We start from the raw sequence: 18747 nt of genomic DNA on the forward strand, positions 1-18747 counted from the left end.
GCCTGCGCCTACCGTGGAAAAAGATTCTCGGGGGTAGCCGCGGGCCATGTTCCATGCCGCACCATCCGTGGTGCGGCGACATTTCATGGTCCCATACCCTCCGTGGCATGGGGCTTCAGCCCGCGCCTTTTCGTTAGACGCTCCAAGTGCGTCTAACAGAATGCGTAGCGGAGGGTCTTCAGACCCTCCCGACAAGAGGGAGCATCTGAAAATGCTCCCCTACGAATCGGCATTCCGTTCGAGGCTCTTAGCGTTTCCTCCGAGGCTTCGGAAGGTACTTTCCGATCAAAGGGGCGAGGCTTCGTCGGGTGGATGCCGGTATGCGCTTTGGATCGGTGATGATCGCGTTCTTGAGCGCCGAGCCGCACGAGCATGCGGCGGCCTCCGGTAGGATGGCCGCCACGGCCTTCACGATGGACTTCGCCGTTTCGGCATTCTGCTTCAAAATGCGGAGCACACTTTCAATGTTCACATCTTCTTCGGTCTCATGCCAGCAGTCGTAGTCGGTGACCAATGCGAGTGTCGCGTAGCAGATCTCCGCCTCCCGGGCGAGCCGCGCTTCCGAGAGATTGGTCATGCCGATTACGTCCACTCCCCACGAACGGAACACCTTCGATTCAGCGCGTGTCGAGAACTGAGGCCCTTCGATGCAGATGTAGGTCCCACCACGATGAACGGTTGCCCCTACTTTCGCGGCAGCATCGCCGAGAGCCCTCCCCAGGGAGGAACACAGCGGATCGGCGAAATTGATATGGACCACCACTCCATCCCCAAAAAAGGTCCGCGGCCGATTCAGAGTTCGATCGAAGAATTGATCGGGAACGACCATGTGCCCCGGCTGGATCGACTCTTTCATGCTGCCCACCGCTCCAAGCGAAACGATCTGTCGCACACCGAGCAGTTTCATCGCAAAGATGTTCGCCCGGAAATTCAATTCAGAAGGAAGGATTCGGTGCCCCACTCCATGACGCGGCAGGAAGGCCAGGCGACGTCCTTCGAGTTCGCCCAGGATGATGGAGTCGGAGGGATCGCCGAAAGGGGTGTGGACCTTCACTTTGCGCACGGCGTGCAGACCCTGCATATCGTACATGCCGCTCCCGCCGATGACGCCGAGGTCCGCGCGGGCATTCATGGAAGGCGAGGCCGGGTTATCTCAAGGATTCGAGTCCGCCGAAGAAGAAACACATCTCCCAAGCGGCCGTCTGGGGCCCATCGGACCCGTGAACAATATTCTTCTCTATCTCCGTTGCGAAATCCTTTCGGATCGTGCCGGGTGCGGCATCCTTGGGGTTCGTGGCTCCCATGATCTCGCGGTTCTTGAGGATCGCGTTTTCCCCTTCCAGCACAAGTGCCACGATCGGTCCGGACGACATGAATTTCGTCAGGCTCTCGAAAAAACCCTTGCCCTTGTGAACCTGGTAGAAGAATTCCGCTTCCGCCTTCGACAATCGCACCATTTTCAGCGTGACGATCCTGAGCCCGGCCTTCTCCCATCGGCGAATGACCTCGCCGATGAGTCCGCGTTCGACCCCATCCGGCTTCACCAGAGCCAGCGTCCGTTCATTCATCGGGCGCGTACCATAGCACAACCAGCGCGAAAGGGCCCTTCGATTCACTCAGTGCCTGAGGGGGTCCTGAGCGAATCGGAGGGCTTGTGAGCCGTTCGAGATTGACCCGGCCGCGGAGCCTCACCCGCGCCGGCTGCGGCTGTTTTTCCAATTCGCGCGTCTTCTCGCCCACGGCAAGTTGGAAGACCACCCCACCGGGCTCGGAACGAAACGTGTTCTTGTATCCCTCCCGGAAGTAGACGCCGCGGCACTCCAGAATCATCTCTTTGAGTTCATGTCCGGACGCTCCAACGGCACGTCCGACCTCCGCGACAGGGACGGCCGCCTCCGGCTGAAGCTCCACGCGGATCTTTTTTTCCCGCCATGATCCCTCCGTCTTCTTTACGCCCGGGATCTTCCGAACCGCGCGATCCACCGCATAGAGATCGAGCTCATCGCGCATCTCGCTCTTAAACCGCAGATCCATGTACGCTGTCGCCTTTTCCGCCTCGGCTGCCATAATCGTGTGGGGCAAGAACCCAAGCAGGACCGCCCAGGTCCAGGCACTCGCTCGCAGCATCAATTCGCCTTGCCGAGGATCTGCTTGATGAAAGGGGACTGGATCCCATCCGGATATTTCCTCTCGTGGGGCGGCTTGGCGGCCTCCTCCACAATCCCCTCGTGCAGCTTTTCCTTCCGGAACAAATCCAGGAGCGTGAGATCGATCTTGTTCTGCTTCCCTTCTTCCTCAATGATCGAGTAACTGCGCTCCACCGGGACGGGTTTCTTGTAGGGGCGGTCGTAGGCCGTAAGGGCGTCGAAGAAATCACACAGGGCGATCATCCGCGCCTGAAGGGGGAGGGCGTCACCCTTGATGCCGTTCGGGTATCCCGAACCGTCCAGTTTCTCGTGATGACCGCCGGCGTAGACGCAAACATTCTTGAGGTGCTTCGGGAAGGGGATGCGCGTCAAAATCTCGATGGACTTTACGACGTGATCTTCAATCTCCTTCCTTTCCTTGGAGGTCAGGCTGCCGCGTCGGATGGAGAGATTCTCGTATTCAAACTCCGTGATGAGCGGCTGCTCCTGGCCCGAGGGATCGGTGTACCGCTTTTTCGCGATCTCCTGGAGGCGCGCGGCCTTGTCATCCGCCACCACGGTCGGAATGTACACTTGCTCCACAAATTTCAAGTCATCTTCCAGTTGCCGCACCTTCTCCTGTGCCTCCGACTCCGTCTTTCGGGCGCCCTCCACTCCCAACCCTTCCCGGGCGATTCGCTCAAAGCACTCCCGCAGGGTCCGCTCCTTCACATAGTGGAATCGCTGCCGAATCGCCTCCAATTGGTCCTTGGTCAGCTTGTTCTCCTTGTCCAACACCGTTTCCCGAACGCCGATCTTCCCAATGTCATGGAGGTAGGCGGCAATATAGATTTCCTCCAACTGGTCCTCGCTCAGCTTCACTTCCTTGAACGGCCCATCCTGCTGGCGAGTGACGGCATCGGCCAGACGCATGGTGTACTCGGCCACGCGCACGGTGTGCCCGGCCGTGTGGCGGCTTCGAGCGTCGACCAGCACGCCGCAGTACGTGACGAGGGCGTTGAACGTGGTCTTCAATTCCTTGACGAGGCGGACGTTGTTGATGCTGATCGCAGCCTGGCTGGCCAGCGAGTAACTGATATCGCGGTCGCTCGCGGAGAAGGGCTGCACGGCCCCGTTCCCATCCAGCTTGTTGAGGAGTTGGAGCACGCCGATAATCTGCTCTTCATGATCGCGCATGGGAATGGCCAGAATCGACTTGGAGCGATACCCCGTTCGCTCGTCGAACGCGCGATTGAATTGATAAGGGACAGTAGGAGGAAGGGTATATACGTCGCCAATCATGAGAAGCTCTCCGCGCAGGGCGACATACCCTGCGATGCTTTTCTCGTTCAGGGGCATCTTGAACGCGTTGAAAGGTTCCATCTTCCCAGCCCTTTCCAACGAATCGTTCTGGGCCACCTCAAAGCTGAGTTGTTCGTGCTCAACGATGTAGAGGCTTCCGGCATCCGCCCCGACGAAACCGCGCGCTTCGTGGACGATTTTTTCAAGGAGGACTTTGAGGTTCCGCTCGGAGGTCAGCGCGATGCCGATGAGGCACATCCGCTTGATCTGATCTTCCAGATCGACGACGCGGTCGACGAGTGATTCTTTGAGAGTCACCCCACCACTCCCTTTGTGGATCTCACATTTGAGATTTGAGATTTGAGATCTTGGGACGCAGGGCAGATCACAGCAGCCCCACCGCTTTCAGGCTTTCCACGGCGGAGGTCCGATGCGTAGCCGCCCAGAAGATCCGCCCGCAGCCATGGCAGCGAGAAAACTCGGGTTGGGTGGAATACACATAAGGCGGTACGATCCGCTCCACGTCCGATCGCGACACTTCATCCAGTTCAACGTTGCACCTCAGGCAGCGCGTGAACAGTCGGTCGCCGGACACCCGCAGATCGAGCTCACGACAAAGATCCCGGAGCTGCTCAAGAACCCGATCACTGCCGATCCAGCAGCGGGCTTCCGGCGGCAATCGTCCCATCAAGTCCCGGTCGCGCGTCAAAACAATCCTCCCCGTTTCACGCCGTCGTTTGAGAATTTCCCGATCGGACCATCGCCGGTCGTATTCACAATCATACCCCAGGATCCGAAGCCAGGTGGCCAGCCGACCCAGCATGACATCCGCAATGAAAAGTCGGGAAGAAAGAGCAGACGAGCACCGTTCGCCCGTCGTCCATCCCGCCCCGAGAGGCCCTTTCAGGCCGAACGGCCCCGACCGCTGACTCCCGAGGTCCGAGAGTCCCCCGCGGAACAGCCTACTCCCCCATGATGCGGACGATGAACTTCCGTTTTCGAGGTCCGTCGAATTCACCGAAGAAAATCGCTTGCCATTGGCCCAGCACCACCTTGGATTCCATGACGGGCAGCGTGATATCCGCGCCCACCAGGATGGATTTCATGTGCGCGCTGGCGTTCTTCCCGTACAGATTGTGGCGGTAGGTCGGTTTGTTCGGAATGAGCTCCTCGAGAAAATCCTGAATGTCCTTCGGGAGGACGCTGTCGGTATTGGAGAGATACACACCGGCGGTGGTATGGCCCGAGAAGACAAAGGCAATCCCCTCATGAATACCGCTTTCCGATACGGCCTGCTGAATCCGGTTGGTCACGTTCAAATCCTCGACCTTTTTCCGGGTTTCCAGTTCGATGGTCGTCGTATGGATGCGCACTCCGCGGATATTAGGACAAACGAGAACCCTAATCAACTGCCAGCCACGGACGGTGCGGTGCCCCGCCCTCCGGGCCGACCACGATGGGAGGCCACTGCAGGCGGGGTGCCAGCCACGGACGGTGCGGTACCCCGCCCTCCGGGCCGACCACGATGGGAGGCCACTGCAGGCGGGGTGCCGGCCATGGATGGCGCGGTCCCGATCCTGCCATGCGAGCCAGGGAGGGCGAGCACAGGAGATCGGTGTCCTTTTCAGCCGTTCCGCCGGGCACGGCACGCCCCGGAGCGGGGGCGTGTTCTCAGAGCGTCTAACAGAAAGCGTAGGGGAGGGTCTTCAGACCCTCCCGACAGGAGGGAGCATCTAAAGATGCTCCCCTACGAATCGGCATTCCGTTAGACTGAGGGCTGATGGCCGAACGCTTACCCTCAGATGAACGTCAGCCAGTGATGATAGTCCGCATCCTCACCCCGAACGACCTGGAAAAAGCGTTCTTGGAGCGATTTCGTAGTCTTCCCCGGCCGTCCGGTCCCGATCTTGCGATTGTCGATCTCCCGGATGGGCGTGATCTCCGCCGCCGTGCCGGTGATGAAGACCTCTTCCGCCGTGTACAGTTCATCCCGCGTGAAGACCTGTTCGGAAACCTTCATGCTGAGATCCGAGGCGAACTCCATGATCGTGTCGCGCGTGATCCCGCCAAGGATGGCCGTGAGGGGCGGCGTTTTGATCGCACCCTTCCTCACCATGAAGAGGTTTTCTCCGCTACACTCGGAAACGTACCCTTCCGCGTCCAACATGATGGCTTCGTCGTACCCCGCGTCCACCACTTCCTTCTTGGCCAGAATGGAATTCACGTAATAGCCGGGCGCTTTCGCCTTCGTCATGCTCGCGTTGATGTGATGGCGCGTGAACGACGAAACCTTCGCCCGGATGCCGTTCTTCAGTCCATCCTCGCCCAAATAAGTCCCCCACGGCCAGCACGCAACCGCAAGCCGGATCGGCGGGTTCTTGATGAGAAGTCCCATTTCGCCGTCCCCCACAAACACGATCGGACGGATGTAGCCTTCCTTCAATTTATTCTCCAGGAGGACCTGAGCGCACGCCGCCGACACTTCTTCCTTGTTGAAAGGAATCTTGATCCCCAGGATGAGGCACGACTCAAACAAGCGGTCAACGTGGTCCCGCAACCGAAAGACGGCGCTCCGGCCGTCACTACACTTGTAGGCGCGGATACCCTCAAACGCGCCCCATCCGTAATGCAGCGTATGCGTCAGCACGTGGACCTTGGCCTGATCCCACGCCGTCATTTTCCCGTCGAGCCAGATCTTGTCGGTCTTCTGCATTTCAGATAACTCCCATTTCCAATATTAGTGCGTCCAACAGAATGCGTAGGGGAGGGTCTTCAGACCCTCCCGACAAGAGGGAGCATCTGAAGATGCTCCCCTACGAATCGGCATTCCGTTAGACACTCTCATTTCTTGAACATCTTCTTCCAAATGGTCTGCTCTTTTCCCTTTCGCACGGTGCTCATTCGAATTTCACGCATGGCGTCCAAGTTGTCCGGATTGCACCGGACGGCCGCCTCGAACTGCTGCTCGGCTTTCTCCATCTGCCCTTCGGCCTTGTAAATGCTCCCGAGAAAGACATACGGTCGATCCATCTTCGGGTTCAAGTCGATGGCCTTGCGCAGAAAATCCTTTGCCTTTTCCTTTCCACCGGGCGATGAGCCATCTTTGAACAAGGCCCAGCCGAGATGGGCGAGATAGTCCGCCTCCTTGGGATTAAGCTCCACCGCCTGCTGGAATGCTTTCACGGCGGGGCCGTATTCCTTGCGTTTGAGAAGGTTCATTCCCTTGCTGTAGTGAATTTCGGCATTGACGATACTCTGCATGTCCGTGCCTTCCTGCCCGCCTTTGGGCGCGTTCATCACGGTGGCATCATAGGCTTGCCGTGTGGCATCGTCCGAGAGCGTCGAGTACGCCGTGTTGATGTGCGAGAAGACCTGTTCGGCCATTTTTCGCGTGTCATCGCCCTGGCCGGTGAAACGGTCGGGATGGTACTGGCCCGCCATCGCAAAATAGGCTTCCTTCACGGCCTCCCGACCCGCCTGGGGGGAGACACCCAGAACTTCATAAAACGTCTTGTCGTTGTATTCACCCAGCAGCCGCTTGAGCTGGTCTCGCGCCCCGAAGGCGCCGATCCTTCTTGAGGTGGCGCCCGTGCGCAACGCCGTCTTATCCGCCGCCGTCTCGATGAGCCCCGTTTGGACGCAGAAATACAGGAATCGATATTTCGGGAGCTCTTCCAGCCGGGGATCGACCAGCAAACTCTCCACCGTCCCCTCGGCGGGCACTTTGAAGTAGAAATCCCGCTCCGGCGGTGAGATCTGAACTTCGGAGGAGACCATGTCCATCGATTCCTGGCGCATGTAGAAGTTTCCACGAACCAGATTGAATTCTTTCCGCAGAAAATCCATGCCCAGGCGCTGCGAGATCCCCGAGTAGATCACCGAAAGCACCGGCTGCGGGTGTCCGGACAGGTGGCCGCCGCCGTCGGCGTCAAACTCAAATTCTCCGGAAGTCCACTCAAAGGCATTCCAGATTCGTTCCATTTGTTGGCGCCCCAGCCATTCTTCGAGCTCGGCAGCCTTGAGGAAGCCCATCTTCACAAACAACTCACCCTGGCGGATGGAGGTGCCCTCCATGATGCGGAGGGAATCGCCGAGCGCTTCCTGGGACAGTTTCCCCGCCTGCACCAACATCTGGCCGAGGCAGTCCCGGAGGGCGTTCGACCTCGTCTCGAGGATACTGCCCTTGCGGAAAAATACGGCCTTGCGGAGATCTTTCCGCTTTAGGAGCAGGACGCCGGTCTTCTGGTGCCGATGGAGTTGATAAAGGAGCCGCGGCACTCGGACATCCTTGACCTGGCCGGATTCTCGCGAAGTTGACATCGGATCATTTTACCGCCGGAAGGCCCTCCTCCACAACACGTATGGAAGGTTCCGGTGGACTACCGAACGGCCCGCTTGAAATGAAGACCCGGTCGGAACTTGGGCTGGCGCGACGCGGGAACCTTGATCTCCTTGCCCGTCTGGGGGTTTCGCACCGTCCGGGCTTTTCGATCCACCACGGTGAACACGCCGAATCCCACGAGCGAGACACGCCCTCCCCGCTTCATCGCGCGGGTCACGTGAAACGTGAACGAACGGAGGGCTTTGTCGGCCTCCGCTTTGGAGATGCCGGCGTCCCGCGCAATCGCTGCAAGAAGCTCCGCTCGTTTCACGCGAGTCTTTATACCTGCATGGAAGCGAAAATCAAGGGAACACGAAACCCCGCGGATGGAGCTTTCTGATATGATTCGCGGCCACCATGAAGAAACGGCGCATGGACCCCATACCCCCTCCTCTCGCCGTCCCCGCAGTGAAACGGAGGGTGAGGCCGGAAAAAGACTGGGAGGCGAAGCTTGCGGGACTGAGACGAGCGGGACTCTGGCGTTCCATGCGGGAGATTCAGTCGTCCCAAGGACCCGAGGTGAATCTGAACGGTCGAAAGGTCGTCATGCTCTGCAGCAACAACTATCTCGGCCTAGCCGGGCACCCCGCTTTGAGGTCCGCGGCCATCCGGGCGGTGGAACGGTATGGAGTGGGATCGAGCGGCGCGCGGCTGATCTCCGGCGCCATGTCGCCCCACAAGCAACTGGAGGAACGCCTGGCCGCGTTCAAACGGGCGCCCGCTGCACTCGTGTACAACTCGGGGTACCACGCCAATCTCGGATTGCTTCAAGCGCTGACGGGGCCGGACGACGTCGTATTTTCAGACGAGCTCAATCACGCCTCGATCATCGATGGCTGCCGCCTTTCACGCGCAAGGATTATGGTCTATCGACATGGGGACATGGACCATCTGGAATCTCTGCTGAGACGCGTTCGGACAAAGAAGAAGCTCGTGGTGACCGACACGGTCTTTGGCATGGATGGAGATCTGGCACACCTGCCTGAGTTGGTCCACCTCTCGGAGCACCATGGCGCCCGGCTGATGGTTGATGAAGCGCACGCCACGGGAGTGTTCGGTCCCCGGGGGGGGGGGCTCGCGGAGGAGTTCGGACTCCAGCATCGCATCCCGATTCAGATGGGAACGCTGGGCAAAGCCCTGGGATGTTTCGGCGCCTACGTGGCCGGTTCGCGTGCGCTGATCGACCTGCTGATTAATACGTCACGCAGCTTCATCTTTACCACCGCGCTGCCCCCGGCCGTATGCGCCGCCGCCATCGCGGCTATCGATCTCGTGGAAAAAGGAACCGCGCTCAGGGAACGACTGTGGAGTCGAGTTCGTCAGTATACCCGGGGTCTCACCGCCCTCGGAGTCGACGCGCAACCGCAGAGCCCCATTTTGCCGATCGTTCTCGGAGAAAACGCCCGGGTCATGCGTACGTGCGAGTCGCTCCTCGGGCGCGGGGTATTTGCCCAAGGCATACGCTACCCGACCGTTCCCAAGGGCACCGCCCGACTCCGCACCTCCTTGATGGCGACGCATACTCGGGACCACATCCGAACCGTCCTGACCGCCCTGAAAGCCGTTCTGAATCAGGCTTAACTCAAGGCTACACGTTGCACGGCTCGATTCGCCAGGCGCGCCACTTGCACTGGTGGAGGAGGTCGTCGTGAAAGTACCGGAGAGCCGGCGTGGAACCGCCACGGATGAGTTCCATCGCTCGGGTGGGATCCAAGTACAACCGTTCCGACAATCCGTGCTCACTTTCCCCTCGCGCCAGTACTTGATCGGAAGGGCGCGCATGATCGAGGATCCGGCCGGCCGGGCACAGCTTGTTGCTCAGCCCCTGCGATCGAATCTCGAGCGCGAGGTCGTTGTCCCACACATGGAGGAAACGCTCGTCCACCATGGAAGTTCTCATGAATACACTGCGTCGCACGAACGGATAGGCCCCGCCCTCCACTTCGATGGCTTCCGGGGGCAACCCCGCCTCGGTGGGGCGGACCCCTCTGCGATTCGGGACGCGGCCATGCAGGTTCATCCAATCATGTCTCCGGCTCATGTAGGGAATGCAGGATGCGGTGTACCGGATCGTCCCGTCCGTCGCCAGGGCCAGCGGCGTGACTTCCCCTACCCCTCCGGTCCGACCGCTCGCTTCCAACAGCGCGGTATCCCATCCGGGAAGCACCTCCACATCATCGGCGAGCGCGCCCATCAGGTCCGCTTGCGCAAGTTGGAAGAGAAGCTTGTAGGCCCGAATCGTGGAGCGGTGGCCCTGTGAGAAGACCACACCCAATTCAGGAAGATCATTCCGAGTCGCACGGAGGTATTCCTGAGTTCCGTCCGAACTCCGGTTGTCATACACGATCAGCTCATACGGCGAGATCGTATTCCTGCGGACACTTTCGACGAGGATCGCAAGCGAGTCACGCCGATTCCAAGTCGAGACGGCGATCGACAGCGCGGGCGAACACTCCCCTCTCGGCGGCAGGAACTCGAAGCCAGGCACATCGAGGGATGTTTGCGCAACGGCCAGAAGATTCTCCACCCGGCTCAGGGAGGGCGAATCCAGGCCGAGGAGATTGCTCAGTTTTAGATCCAGATAGAGAAAGAAAAAGTCATCGGGATCCCGCCGCAAAACCCCGCCGAGAATTCGACGAACCGACGGGATGTCATTTTTCTGAATCCCGGCCACGGCCAAGGCGTCCAGATACACGCGTTCGGCAGGCGTGAACGGACCGTTTTCGGCCTCGCGCGCGAGGCGGTCGAACGCCCAGTCCAGGTGCTTGCGCCATTCGGCATCATTTGAGATCGCACCCCGCAACTGGGCGAAGCACGCCTGCCGGATTTCGTCGAGATGGAAGGGCGCCGGTTCGCGCGAGGTCACACCTTCCCCGTTTCGGCCGCCCGCGCCGCGGCCTGGGCCAGCACGCGAACCCCTTCAATGAAAATCGAGAATCGCTCGTCCTTCGTCAGTCCCTTCCTGTAGCGATAGTAGATTTGCTGGAGAACCACCGCCGTCTTGAAGAGGGCGAATGCGTAGTAGAAAGACAGGTGGGTGACCGCTCGCCCCGTCTTTTCCGCGTATCGCGCCGCCAACTCCTTGCGGGTTGGGTTTCCCGGCAGATGGGTAGGCCCGAACCCGAGGGCTTGAAGCTCAAATCCATCGTCCTCCTGCACCCAGTATCCCAGCGTGGTGCCCAGGTCCATCCACGGGTCCCCCACGGTGGACATCTCCCAGTCGAGGACTCCGATGATCCGGGTCAAATCCGCCGGGTCAAGGACCACGTTGTCGTACTTGTAGTCATTGTGAATGATGCCCGCGCCGCTCTCCGGCGGCCGATTCGCCTCGAGCCACTTTGCCGATGCGTCGATTTCGGGAATCGAGTCGGTCTGGGAGTCCGCGTAGCGTCGCGTCCACCCCGTCACTTGACGCTCCACATAACCCTCCGGCTTGCCAAGATCTCCCAATCCCGCGGCCTTGAAATCGATCTGGTGCAGCACGGCGAGATTGTCGATAAGCGACTCGCCCATTTTGCGAAGGGTTTCCGGTGTGAGGGACACGCCCTCAGGAATCTGGCGGCGCAGGATGACCCCTTTGATCCGCTCCATCAGATAGAACGGCGCCCCCAACACCGAGACGTCTTCGCAGTAGAGGATCGGCCGAGGAGCGGGAGGATAGACGGCGTGGAGCTTCGAGAGAATCCGATACTCCCGTCCCATGTCGTGCGCCGTCTTGACCTTGCTCCCGAAGGGAGGGCGCCGAAGGATCCATTCGTGCCCACCCGCTCGCACCAGGTAGGTCAAGTTGGAATGCCCGCTGGGAAACTGCTCAATGGCCAAAGCGCCCTCGGGTTCTCCCAATTCGCGCGCAAGAAGTTGACCCAGAGCAGCCGGGTCGAGTTCCTCGCCCGGTCGCGGGGGCCGGGCACCGTCTACCACCTCCCTCAGATGTTCACCCCGTGCTGTTTGAGCAGGCGCCGCGCCACAACCACCTTGTGCACCTCGTCGGCCCCGTCGTAGATGCGCGAGGCCCGTTCATTCCGATAAAAGAAAGCCAGCGGCGTATCATCCGTTACACCGAGTGCGCCATGGACCTGGATGGCGCGGTCGATGACTTTTCCCATCACGGCCGCCACATAGAACTTGATCAGGGAGACTTCTTCCCTCGCCTCGTACAGCCCTTCGTTCTCGATTCTCCACGCCGCATGCAGGACCATCAGCCGGGCCGCCTGAATTTCCGCGCGGCATTCCGCTATCCACTCCTGAACGATCTGCTTGGAGCCGAGCATCTTTCCAGGTGACATCGGACGCGTGGCCGCGCGATGGCACATCAATTCGAATGACCTCTCACAAATTCCGATCCACCGCATGCAATGGTGAATCCGACCCGGTCCAAGCCTCTCCTGCGCAATGAGGAATCCGGTACCCTCCTCCCCCAGCCGGTTGGCTTGGGGAACGCGGCAGTTCTGGTAGATGATTTCGGCGTGGCTCGCGTAGTCGTCGCCCTTATGACCCATGACGGAGATATTCCGGACAAGGTTGAAGCCCGGTGTGCCCGTGGGAACGATGATCTGACTTGCCTGCATGTGGGGTTCGGCCTCGGGATTCGTGACGGCCATGACCACCGCAAACGCGGCGCCGTCGGCCGCCGTGGTGAACCACTTCTGTCCGTTGATCACATAGTCGGTGCCGTCCTTCACGGCCTTCGTCTCCATCCAGGTGGGATTCGAGCCGGGCAGCTCGGGCTCGGTCATCGAGAAACAGCTCCGGATTTCTCCTTTGAGGAGCGGAGTTAGGTACTTCTGTTTCTGCTCCGGGGTGCCATACTGCATCAGGATCTCCATGTTGCCGGAGTCGGGCGCCTGGCAATTGAAGAGGTAATGGCCCAATGGGCTCCGGCCCAGTTCCTCGCTGATCTGCGCGTGCTCCAGAAGCGAAAATCCCGCTCCGCCGAACTCCTGGGGCACCTGAGGACACCATAAACCCGTCTGCTTGACTCGCTCCCGTTTCCCGGCAAGAACGGGGACCATCACCTTGAAGCTTTTTGTGGCGAAATCCCTTTCCAGCGGATACACCTCCTTCTTCATGAACTCGCGAATCATCGCGATGACGGTGCGCATTTTTTCTGAGACTGCGAAATCCATGGATTCCCTATCGATAGGTCCAGAGGGACGAGTCCAAGTGCGGCAGGGCATTGAAGGTGCTGAGCGTAAAGTGCTCGCCTGAGAACAGGAACTCCGTCAGTGCGGAATTCCGGATCACCCACGCCAGGCTCAAGGTTGTCTTCTCGTCCGTACCCAGCGCGCAATGCAGGGCGATGGAAATCGGCCCACCCGAGGTAAACGCGACCAGTTTCTGGCCCTTCGACGCCGCTTTCCGCATGGTGTCCAGAGACGATCGAACCCGCTCGATAAACGCATCCCATCGCTCCACGCCCGGCCAGTTGAAGGACCCCCCCACCCAAAGCTTCATGATTTCCTGGAAGACAAGCTGGAACTTTTTCGATGCCTCCTCCCGCCCGTTCGATTTCTGGAAGTCGTCGACGAGACTCCTGACATTGTCGTACCGGCCAACCAGTTCGGGAAGGGCCTGTCGAGTGAGTGTTTCCCAATCGTATTCATCCAAACCCGGAAGGACTTCGGCCTTCGGCCACGGAGAGCCATTTTGGAGCGAGGGAGCCGAGGCCAACTCGGCCGTTTTCAGATGTCTCTTCCTCGGTCCCACGAACACGCGATCGAAGCGCATGCTACGCTCATGCCAGAAAAGGCCGAGACGGCGCGACTGTTCTTCGCCCACATCGGAGAGGCGGTCATAGTTCTCGTCCAACCACGAGGCCTGACCATGTCGTACCAAAGTGAGTGTGCTCATATCTTGCCGTCGCGAGTGTTTCGAGCCTACGCGCGGCTTTTTGTTCTGTCAAAGCCGCCCCTCAATCGGGGCGAAGGCTCGACAGAAGGAGGCGCCGCATGAGCGGGATTGGCGCAGGTTGCCCCGTCCAGATCTGAAACGACTCCGCCGCCTGGTAGAGAAACATCGCCCACCCTCCCAGCGTTCTCCGACCGGCCTTCTTCGCCGCCTTCAAGAAAGGCGTCTCGAGCGGGCGGTAGACGATGTCAGCAACCCGCGCCTGGCGGGGAGAATCCTGGAATGGAAATCGAATGGCGCTCCGTCCGTCCAATCCGACGGATGTGGTTTGAACGATCAGATCGGCCCCCTCGGCGGCGTGTTCCATGGAAGTTCGATCCAGCGCAGCGCTTTCCACGATGGTCTTGCGCGTCACCGTCCTCACATTAACGGCCAGGCTCCGGGCCCTCGAGACCGTGCGATTCAGGATGATGATCGAGCGTAACCCGCACGGCGCCAGTGCGTGCGCCACTCCCTTCGCGGCGCCTCCCGCACCGAGAATCACCACTCTTTTCCCACGCGCGTCGAAGCCGAATTCCTTCTTGATCGCCGCCAGGAATCCCGAACCATCCGTGTTGAATCCCTCCAGTCGGCGGCCGCGAACGCGGATGCAATTTACAGCCCCGCACACTTTTGCTTCAGGTGAAAGGTGATCGATGAATCGCAGAACCGCCTCTTTGTGAGGCACGGTTACGTTCATCCCCAAGGTACGAGCGTGCGGAGCAAGCCCGAAAAACGGCCGGAGCAAACGATGAGGAAGCCGCAGGGGAACATACACATGGGGCAGCCCCACTTTCTTGAAGGCTGCATTGTGGAGGAGGGGCGAGAGCGAATGGGAGACCGGGTCCCCAATCAGCCAAGCGACGCAGGGATTCGATCGTCTTTCCACTCGTCGTCCGTGCAGCGGAGCGGAAGGGAGCGTCTGAGGCTCAATCTTTTCTATCACGCCCCAAGCGATGGAATGTTTGCGCCGCCCTTTTCGCTCGTGGGTCTTGCTTGGCTTCGCGCAAGGCCCACGTCCAAGGACGGCGATATGAAACCAGATGATGATGCGGCGCGGAGTGGATGTCTTTGGCGATCTGCCGCTTCAACGCATCCACGGAATCAAATTTCTTCTCTGACCGAATTCGCTCCAGGAGCTCGACGCGCAAGGTCCGCCCGTAGAGCGGTTTCTTCCATCCTGGGATGTGTACCTCCAGGCTGAGCGTCTTCCCTCCCACCGTGGGATTGGTGCCAATGCTCATGACGGCCGGTAGCCGCTCGGGGGGATATTTACCCCTGTCCATCTCCACCCAAACCGAGTAGATGCCCTTGGCCGGGATCACCGCGTCACCCACATCCAGGTTCGCCGTGGGGAAACCGATCCTGGAACCGAGCCCTCGCCCCTTGCGGACAACTCCGATCAACACGTAGGGACGCCCCAGGAGTTTCCGGGCTTCCGCCACTTCGCCCGCATTGATCTTCTCCCGAATCAGTGTGCTCTTGATGAGGACCCCGTGCCGGCGGATCGGCGCCACGACCTGAAACTGAAATCCCCATTCCCGGGCCAGTTTCTCCAACAGGGCAGAATCACCCTCCCTATCTCTCCCGAAGAAGAAGTCATAGCCCACGATCAACACCCGCGCGCCCAGCCCCTTCACCACATAGCGCCGCACAAAATCCCTCGGAGCGAGACGCGCCGTACTGTGGCTGAATCGAAGAACAAACAGGTGGTCCACTCCCGAAGACCGGATCTGGCGAATTTTTTCCGGGAGAGGGGTCAACAGCCTGAAATCCGCCGCCTTGCCGAGGACCTTTCCGGGATGCGGGTGGAGCGTCACGATCACCGATTGGAGACCGGCCCGTCGGGCCGTCTCGCGGACGCGCCGGAAAATCTCCTGATGTCCCAAGTGCACACCGTCAAAATTCCCGATCGTGGCAACGGTCCCGACCTTCCTGCTCCGTGCAGCCAGGATTGAAGCTCGAATCGATTTCAAACCGGTGTGGGCACGCATAGAATGCGGACACCCAAGCTATCCTCTCGATCCTTCGATGTCAACGGAACGGGCATGATGTAGACTACGCGCCATGATCATGCACGCCTACATCGTCAAGGAGTTCCTCATTCCTTGTCTCATCGGCTTCTGCTTGTTCACATCCGTATTTCTCTCGGACAAAATTCTCCGCTTGCTGGACCTCCTCCTCACCCAGGGCGTGCCCTTCGCCGTGATTGCGCGACTCTATCTCCTCTCGCTTCCCTCGTTTCTCCCCATCACCATCCCGCTTTCATTCCTTGTGGGCCTCACGGTCGGGTTCGCCCGACTGTCCGCCGACGGCGAGTACATGGCGATGAGAGTGTCCGGCCGGCCGTTCCGGTCGCTCCTGGTTGCGCCGGCCGTCTTCGGGGTGATCTTCTACTCGCTTTCCATGTATGTTTCCGTCTACGCCCAGCCCAAAGCCGCCATGTCCTTCAAAGACCTCCTGAGAGAAACGGCCGAGAGCCAGATCGAGTCCGCCGTGAAAGAGCGCGTGTTCTTCGACGAGTTCGAAAACCTCCTGCTCTACGTTCAAAAGGTTTCCAAAGATACCCGCGCGTTTGGAGGGGTATTCATCTCCGACCAACGTGAAGGACGGAACATGACCGTGATAGCACGGAGCGGAGTCCTGACCAAACCCGCGGAGGATGTGCCCGAAGGCGAGCAGGAATCGCGAAAATTCGTCCTCGAGGGGGGCGTGTCCGTCAGCCGGGCGAAGGATCGCGACGAGCTGACGCTTGTGCGTTTCGATCGCTACGAACTGCCGATGCGAAATGTGAAGAAGTCTTTCGTGAAGCCCCTGCCCGACCCGCGGGATCTGACTCACATTCAACTCAAGGCCGAAATCCAGCGCATGAAGGCCGAACAGGTGGAATTCAAACAGGTCTTTCCCTACGAAATCGAATTCTATCGTAAATGGGCAATGCCCTTTTCGTGCTTCGTTTTTCTCCTGCTGGGGCCCGCCCTCGTGGCGGTGGCCCGGGGTTCCGGCGCGTTGCGCGGGTATTGGGTTTGCCTGAGTCTCGCGTTCACCTACTACCTACTCCTCACCGCGTCCACGCGCCTTGGCGAGCGCGGCCTCATCCAGCCGATCATCGTCGCATGGGCGCCGAACGTTGTGCTCACAATCGTCGGCCTGCTCCTGTACGCCCGAAGGGAGCGGCAAGGTGTCTGACCCTGAGAAGAAGGGCCGGTTCGGTTTCCGTTCAACGCTCCGGATCACAACGACCAAGTACCTGATCTCGGAGTACGCGAAACTCATCCTTCTGACCCTGTCGGGGCTGCTCGTTGTCTATGCCATCGTCGATCTTTTCGAGATCGGGCGGCTGCTTTACCGGTACCGCGCCGCACTGAGCTTCCTTCCCAAACTGCTGTTCCTGAACCTTCCCCTGATCATCTATCACCTCATTCCCGTCGCCGTCCTGATCGGGACGCTCATCTCGACCGGCCTGCTCATCCGGAACAACGAGCTGGTCGTCCTCCGAATTTGCGGGTTTACCTACCTGCGCCTCTTCGCCGTCATCGCCATCCCCTGCGCGGGCTTCGCCGCCACCAGTTTCCTCATCGGCGAGAAACTGGTGCCGCGCACCATCGAAGTTCGGAACAAGATCATCGTTCAGGAGATTCGCAAGATTCAGAGGGCGGCGGTCCAGACGACTCACGGGATCTGGATTCCCGGCATCAGTTCCATCTTCCAGGCGGAATCGATCCGTCAGGAAGAGCGGCTCCTCCAGAAGGTGAGGGTGTACCGGCTCGATGAGGCCTTTCGGCTCCACACGTACATCGAGGCGGAAGAAGGACAATACGATAAAAAGGAATGGGTCTTCCGGCGGGGGAAGTCCCACCAGTTCAAGGAAGGGGATCTCTTCTCCGTACAACCCTTCGAGGAATTGCGCGTGCGCCTGCCGGAGTCCTTCGACGATTTCGAAATCTTCAAAGAGGATCCGGACACGATGAGCTTCGGCCACCTGTGGACGCTGACGCGGAAGCTGATGAATGAGGGGTACGACGCCCGGGAGTATCTTGTGGCTCTTCATACGCGGCTTTCGTTTCCCTCGTTGGCGCTGCCATTGTCACTCCTCGGATTTGCGCTCGCCCACATGGGGGGCGGGCGGAAGAAGACGCTCGGGGGGACGCTGTTTCTCGCCGTGCTCGCCTCGTTCTTCGCCTGGACGCTCTTCGCCCTCACCATCATCCTGGGCCGTCACGGCCTCCTCCCCGCCGAGATCGCCGCCTGGCTCATCCACCTCCCCCTCCTCTCCGCCGGCCTCATCATCCTGGCCCGGCAGATGTAGCGCACACAGGCCCAGCCTGTGGAAAAATGGTACAAGTGCTAGTGTGTTCTTCATGGATTGATTCTGTGTACCAAATCGCATAGAATAGTTCTATGAATCGCACAACAGTGACACTTCCCGAGAGTGCCGTCGAAGAGCTCCGCCGCCTCCGGGGTGCGCGAAGCAAGGCGGATGCCGTTCGCTCGGCGGTGGAAGAGGCCATCGCGTACCAGAAGCAGATCCTGTGGTTGGAACAGACCAGGGGAAAGCGGCACCTCCATCCCAACACGGCGGGCTGGCGTGACCGGATCGGCGACCGATAGGCCCGTCCTCGTCGATACCTCCGCCTGGATCGACCACGACCACGGAAGAGGCCTTGCACCGTTGGTAGAAGAGCTGGTTCGCTCCCGGCGCGCTCTCGTGACGGCCCCGGTGGTCGCCGAACTCTTGAGAGGCGCGAAAACCGTAACCGGTCGAGCGCGGTATCGTTCGCTGGTGGGCATCTTCCCCGTCGTCGAGCCTCGCCTGGAGGATTGGATTCGAGCCGGCGAGGTCGCCGCTGATTTCGACCGCCGGGGAACGAGAATTCCGATGATAGATTTCCTCCTGGCAGCCCTGGCCGCCCGGTTGGGCAGCTCCATCCTCACCTCAGATCCCCACTTTCAAACGATTGCCGCTGCCACCGGGGCAACTCTTTATCGCACAGTCTAGAGCACGACCCCAACCTCAAGCCGATTTCCAAACAAGTCAATATTCAAGATTGA

20 protein-coding genes are annotated in these 18747 nt (G+C 59.8%); 5 read left to right on the forward strand and 15 right to left on the reverse strand.

Translation table 11 applies throughout. From position 1 onward, the window contains the following. Nucleotides 1-247: 247 nt before the first annotated feature. From mtnP to HYT87_05245, 9 genes are all read right to left on the reverse strand, one after another. Nucleotides 248-1132, reverse strand: a complete 885-nt coding sequence (gene mtnP / locus HYT87_05205; protein ID MBI2059151.1) for an S-methyl-5'-thioadenosine phosphorylase — start codon at nucleotides 1130-1132, stop codon at nucleotides 248-250. A 16-nt stretch (nucleotides 1133-1148) separates the two neighbouring features. Next, a complete protein-coding gene (gene ndk / locus HYT87_05210) occupies nucleotides 1149-1568 on the reverse strand; it encodes a nucleoside-diphosphate kinase (protein MBI2059152.1) in 420 nt (139 codons plus the stop codon). After that, a complete protein-coding gene (locus tag HYT87_05215) occupies nucleotides 1561-2127 on the reverse strand; it encodes a hypothetical protein (protein MBI2059153.1) in 567 nt (188 codons plus the stop codon). The genes ndk and HYT87_05215 overlap by 8 nt, the downstream gene beginning before the upstream one ends. Then, nucleotides 2127-3746: an HD domain-containing protein gene (locus tag HYT87_05220; GenBank protein ID MBI2059154.1), complete on the reverse strand. Its 1620-nt coding sequence runs from the start codon at nucleotides 3744-3746 to the stop codon at nucleotides 2127-2129. The genes HYT87_05215 and HYT87_05220 overlap by 1 nt, the downstream gene beginning before the upstream one ends. 67 nt (nucleotides 3747-3813) lie before the next feature. Then, nucleotides 3814-4446, reverse strand: coding sequence for a Mut7-C RNAse domain-containing protein (locus tag HYT87_05225; protein MBI2059155.1), 633 nt, complete (start codon nucleotides 4444-4446; stop codon nucleotides 3814-3816). Continuing rightward, nucleotides 4391-4801, reverse strand: coding sequence for a YjbQ family protein (locus HYT87_05230; GenBank protein ID MBI2059156.1), 411 nt, complete (start codon nucleotides 4799-4801; stop codon nucleotides 4391-4393). Before HYT87_05230 ends, HYT87_05225 begins: the two co-directional genes overlap by 56 nt. Nucleotides 4802-5226: 425 nt before the next feature. Then, the gene (locus tag HYT87_05235) at nucleotides 5227-6141 is read right to left on the reverse strand and encodes a branched-chain amino acid transaminase (GenBank protein ID MBI2059157.1); all 915 of its coding nucleotides are present in this window, start codon (nucleotides 6139-6141) and stop codon (nucleotides 5227-5229) included. A 128-nt stretch (nucleotides 6142-6269) separates the two neighbouring features. Further along, nucleotides 6270-7748 (reverse strand): DnaJ domain-containing protein, encoded by a 1479-nt coding sequence (locus tag HYT87_05240; protein ID MBI2059158.1) that lies wholly within the window; start codon nucleotides 7746-7748, stop codon nucleotides 6270-6272. Nucleotides 7749-7807: 59 nt separating this feature from the next. Beyond that, on the reverse strand, nucleotides 7808-8080 hold the full coding sequence (locus tag HYT87_05245; protein MBI2059159.1) for an HU family DNA-binding protein: 273 nt from the start codon (nucleotides 8078-8080) through the stop codon (nucleotides 7808-7810). Nucleotides 8081-8181: 101 nt separating this feature from the next. Here HYT87_05245 and bioF point away from each other — a divergent pair, with 101 nt between their 5' ends. Beyond that, the gene (gene bioF, locus HYT87_05250) at nucleotides 8182-9390 is read left to right on the forward strand and encodes an 8-amino-7-oxononanoate synthase (protein MBI2059160.1); all 1209 of its coding nucleotides are present in this window, start codon (nucleotides 8182-8184) and stop codon (nucleotides 9388-9390) included. A 7-nt stretch (nucleotides 9391-9397) separates the two neighbouring features. Here the strand turns inward: bioF and HYT87_05255 are convergent, their stop codons facing one another. The 6 genes from HYT87_05255 to HYT87_05280 all read right to left on the reverse strand — a co-directional run bounded on the left by HYT87_05255 (nucleotide 9398) and on the right by HYT87_05280 (nucleotide 15671). Beyond that, nucleotides 9398-10675 (reverse strand): glycosyltransferase family 2 protein, encoded by a 1278-nt coding sequence (locus tag HYT87_05255; GenBank protein ID MBI2059161.1) that lies wholly within the window; start codon nucleotides 10673-10675, stop codon nucleotides 9398-9400. Beyond that, the gene (locus HYT87_05260) at nucleotides 10672-11730 is read right to left on the reverse strand and encodes a phosphotransferase (protein ID MBI2059162.1); all 1059 of its coding nucleotides are present in this window, start codon (nucleotides 11728-11730) and stop codon (nucleotides 10672-10674) included. Before HYT87_05260 ends, HYT87_05255 begins: the two co-directional genes overlap by 4 nt. A gap of 5 nt (nucleotides 11731-11735) precedes the next feature. After that, on the reverse strand, nucleotides 11736-12935 hold the full coding sequence (locus HYT87_05265) for an acyl-CoA dehydrogenase family protein (GenBank protein ID MBI2059163.1): 1200 nt from the start codon (nucleotides 12933-12935) through the stop codon (nucleotides 11736-11738). 7 nt (nucleotides 12936-12942) lie between these two features. Further along, nucleotides 12943-13659, reverse strand: coding sequence for a histidine phosphatase family protein (locus HYT87_05270; GenBank protein ID MBI2059164.1), 717 nt, complete (start codon nucleotides 13657-13659; stop codon nucleotides 12943-12945). A 61-nt stretch (nucleotides 13660-13720) separates the two neighbouring features. Then, nucleotides 13721-14584 (reverse strand): shikimate dehydrogenase, encoded by an 864-nt coding sequence (gene aroE / locus HYT87_05275; protein MBI2059165.1) that lies wholly within the window; start codon nucleotides 14582-14584, stop codon nucleotides 13721-13723. Nucleotides 14585-14624: 40 nt separating this feature from the next. Further along, the gene (locus tag HYT87_05280) at nucleotides 14625-15671 is read right to left on the reverse strand and encodes a bifunctional riboflavin kinase/FAD synthetase (protein MBI2059166.1); all 1047 of its coding nucleotides are present in this window, start codon (nucleotides 15669-15671) and stop codon (nucleotides 14625-14627) included. A gap of 91 nt (nucleotides 15672-15762) precedes the next feature. On the opposite strand from HYT87_05280, the gene HYT87_05285 reads away from it, so the two are divergent. From HYT87_05285 to HYT87_05300, 4 genes are all read left to right on the forward strand, one after another. Continuing rightward, on the forward strand, nucleotides 15763-16884 hold the full coding sequence (locus tag HYT87_05285) for an LptF/LptG family permease (GenBank protein ID MBI2059167.1): 1122 nt from the start codon (nucleotides 15763-15765) through the stop codon (nucleotides 16882-16884). Beyond that, nucleotides 16877-18004 (forward strand): LptF/LptG family permease, encoded by a 1128-nt coding sequence (locus HYT87_05290; GenBank protein MBI2059168.1) that lies wholly within the window; start codon nucleotides 16877-16879, stop codon nucleotides 18002-18004. The genes HYT87_05285 and HYT87_05290 overlap by 8 nt, the downstream gene beginning before the upstream one ends. Nucleotides 18005-18096: 92 nt before the next feature. Continuing rightward, the gene (locus HYT87_05295; GenBank protein ID MBI2059169.1) at nucleotides 18097-18306 is read left to right on the forward strand and encodes a hypothetical protein; all 210 of its coding nucleotides are present in this window, start codon (nucleotides 18097-18099) and stop codon (nucleotides 18304-18306) included. Beyond that, the gene (locus tag HYT87_05300; GenBank protein MBI2059170.1) at nucleotides 18284-18694 is read left to right on the forward strand and encodes a PIN domain-containing protein; all 411 of its coding nucleotides are present in this window, start codon (nucleotides 18284-18286) and stop codon (nucleotides 18692-18694) included. The genes HYT87_05295 and HYT87_05300 overlap by 23 nt, the downstream gene beginning before the upstream one ends. The last annotated feature ends 53 nt before the right edge of the window (nucleotides 18695-18747 follow it).

Source organism: Nitrospirota bacterium (assembly GCA_016180645.1).
Taxonomy (GTDB): domain Bacteria; phylum JACPQY01; class JACPQY01; order JACPQY01; family JACPQY01; genus JACPAV01.